We start from the raw sequence: 1124 nt of genomic DNA, 5'->3' as shown, positions 1-1124 counted from the left end.
GTAAATCAGGTTTATGCTTTTAGTTGGTTATATAGTCGCGCTTATTACATCATTTTACCTTCTCGCAAGAATAAGCGACCACTATTTTGTAGAGTCTCTCGATAAAATTGCCGAAAAACTTAAATTATCACATGAAATGGCCGGTGCTACCCTAATGGCCATTGGGTCTAGTGCCCCTGAGCTATTTGTGGCAATTATTTCTCTTGTACGTTCTGGAAACCACCAAGCCATAGGTGTAGGTACGATCGTTGGGTCTGCACTATTTAATATACTCGTAATTATAGGTGCCTCTGCGATGGTAAGAAGCGCCAAACTCATCTGGCAGCCTGTTTTTAGAGATCTTCTATTTTACCTCATTGCTGTAGTCTTATTATTTATCGCACTTCAAAGTGGTGCAGTTTCTTTGTTAGAAAGCATGATTTTGGTTTTCGTATACATACTGTACGTGATCGCTGTGAGGTACGGAAAGAAGGTTTTTAGCTTCGTAGATGGCGATAGCCTAGATGACGATGAGCCTTTTATGGATGAGTCTTTAAAAGGTTGGAGAATCATTTTCAGGCCACTCCATATTATACTTGACAAGTTATTTCCACCCAGAGAATATTACTGGACCACATTTTTATTTTCTATAGGTGCTATTGCACTCCTATGTTGGGTTCTCGTTGAATCTGCTATTGGTGTATCGCATATTCTTAATATACCTGAAGTAATCATTGCGCTTACAGTATTGGCTATCGGTACTTCTATACCAGATATGATTTCTTCAATAATAGTTGCCAAGCAAGGGCGAAGTGGAATGGCCGTAAGTAATGCTATTGGCTCAAATATCTTTGATATCCTGATCGGGCTGGGTCTGCCGTGGATGTTGATCCTTTTATTTACAGACAAAGGTGTATCGACCTCTGTAGAAAACCTTTTTGAGTCAGTAATACTTCTAATTGCTTCCGTGATATTTATTTTCGGCACATTACTGATCACCAAATGGAGGATCGGAAAGAAGGTAGGTGTATTTCTTATTGCTCTATATGTATTTTATTTGGGAAGGGAAATTTATATGCTTTACATATCGTAGGACAGCGATTGTTTCTTGACTACATCAAACAATGGTAGCCTTACCACAAACT

The 1124-nt window shown here is 38.9% G+C and carries 1 protein-coding gene; it reads left to right on the top strand.

Annotation, left to right across the window (positions count from 1 at the left end):
* Positions 1–13 precede the first annotated feature (13 nt).
* Positions 14–1072 carry a calcium/sodium antiporter gene (locus tag E1176_RS00790; protein ID WP_155208688.1) on the top strand — a complete coding sequence of 353 codons (1059 nt, stop codon included), beginning with the start codon at positions 14–16 and terminating at the stop codon, positions 1070–1072.
* Positions 1073–1124: the final 52 nt, after the last annotated feature.

Origin of the sequence: Fulvivirga aurantia, from assembly GCF_009711475.1 — a bacterium.
In the GTDB taxonomy this organism is placed as follows: domain Bacteria; phylum Bacteroidota; class Bacteroidia; order Cytophagales; family Cyclobacteriaceae; genus Fulvivirga; species Fulvivirga aurantia.
Note: the sequence above shows the minus strand (reverse complement) of the source record. Positions and strands in the feature narration are given on the sequence as shown.

Excerpts from the sequence above, each read along its gene's own strand:
- E1176_RS00790 (WP_155208688.1), top strand. The coding sequence starts at position 14 with ATGCTTTTAGTTGGTTATATAGTCGCGCTTATTACATCATTTTACCTT.